This window comes from Campylobacter taeniopygiae, from assembly GCF_005406225.1.
Classification (GTDB): Bacteria; Campylobacterota; Campylobacteria; order Campylobacterales; family Campylobacteraceae; genus Campylobacter_D; species Campylobacter_D taeniopygiae.
On the sequence record NZ_NXLY01000047.1, the window covers coordinates 1 to 1,357 of the forward strand.

General features: G+C 30.0%; 1 protein-coding gene. It reads left to right on the top strand.

The window, feature by feature from the left end; translation table 11 throughout:
• Positions 1 to 1,228: autotransporter outer membrane beta-barrel domain-containing protein (locus CQA75_RS08860; RefSeq protein ID WP_137624593.1), on the top strand; the 1,228-nt coding region annotated here is incomplete at its 5' end.
• Positions 1,229 to 1,357: the final 129 nt, after the last annotated feature.

Sequence of the window (1,357 nt, forward strand, 5' to 3'; positions counted from 1 at the left end):
TAATAAAGACAATGTAACTGTAGATAAAGTTACTGTAGATCAAAGCGGACTTGATTTAGGACAACTTGATAATGTTAGCAATCTCATTTCAGGAGTAAAACCTGATAAAATAGGTGGTATAAGTGTAAATGGTGGTGGTGAAATCACCATAGATGTTGATCCACTCACAGGAAAATTAGCAACAGATTTTAACCTTAATGCTTCCATAGCAGGAGCTACTTTTAGATCTTTAATCAACACTACTTCAAGAAGATCAACATTTATTGATAGTGTTATGGGTAATTCTATGCAACATTTTGCCTTTGCTAAATCTAGTGCTATTGCTATGCAAGAAAAAGGTAATTTATATGCAAGCGCAAGTGATTATATAAAAAATGATTTTAATAATGGAAGCTATGGTTATAATAAAGAGCATTCTTTATTTATCCTTCCTTATACTTCTTCACAGAATGTTGAACTTTCTTTAAATGAAGAAAGTAAAGGACACACTAAAGGAACTATTATAGGTTATTCTACTTTAAAAGATAGTGGTATCTATGGTGTGTATGCAGGTTATGAAGATACTAAAATGAAATCAACCTATTTTGATATAAACAATAGATCTTATTATGCAGGTTTAAAATATTTTAACACCTTATTTACAACAAGCAAAGGTCAAGAAGTTTATCTAAAAGCTCAAGGTAAAACAGCCTTTGTTAAAAATAATTTAACAAAAAAAGTAGGAAGCGATAAAGAAGCAGGAGCTAAACCACATTCTTATGCTTATGGTTTAGGTGCGGATTTGGGTATGAATTTTAACTATGGCAATAATATCTTCTCTCCAGAAGTAGGTTTAGCTTATGAAGGTGGTTACACAGAGGCTTTCTCAATGAAAAATATCAAAGGCAATGCTATATTGAGTGGTGGAGAAAGAATTTATAAAAACTATTTAAATCTTTTCTCTACAAAAACAAGCTTTACATGGTTTAGAGATTGGTTGCCAAATTTAAAAACTTCTATGGAACTTGGAGCTAAATTCAATATAAATCCTGGTGTTTCAATGAAGGCAAGATATGGAACAATGAAAACAAAGGATAAATTTTATCTACCAAGAGTTCAAGAATATGTAACTACATCTATGATTGTTCCTTTAAATGATGCTTTCTATTTTAGCTTAAACTATAATGGAATGTTTGATGCTAAAGGTAATACTCATACAGGTTTTGCACAATTTAATTATGTATGGTAAATTAAATCATGGGAATTCTTAAAAATTAAAAACAAATTGTGGGTTAGTGTTGGGTGGGTTTTCCTTTTTGTAAAAATCATTTCAAAATAAAACTACTGATTAAATCAGTGGTTTTATTTCTTTGGTTTT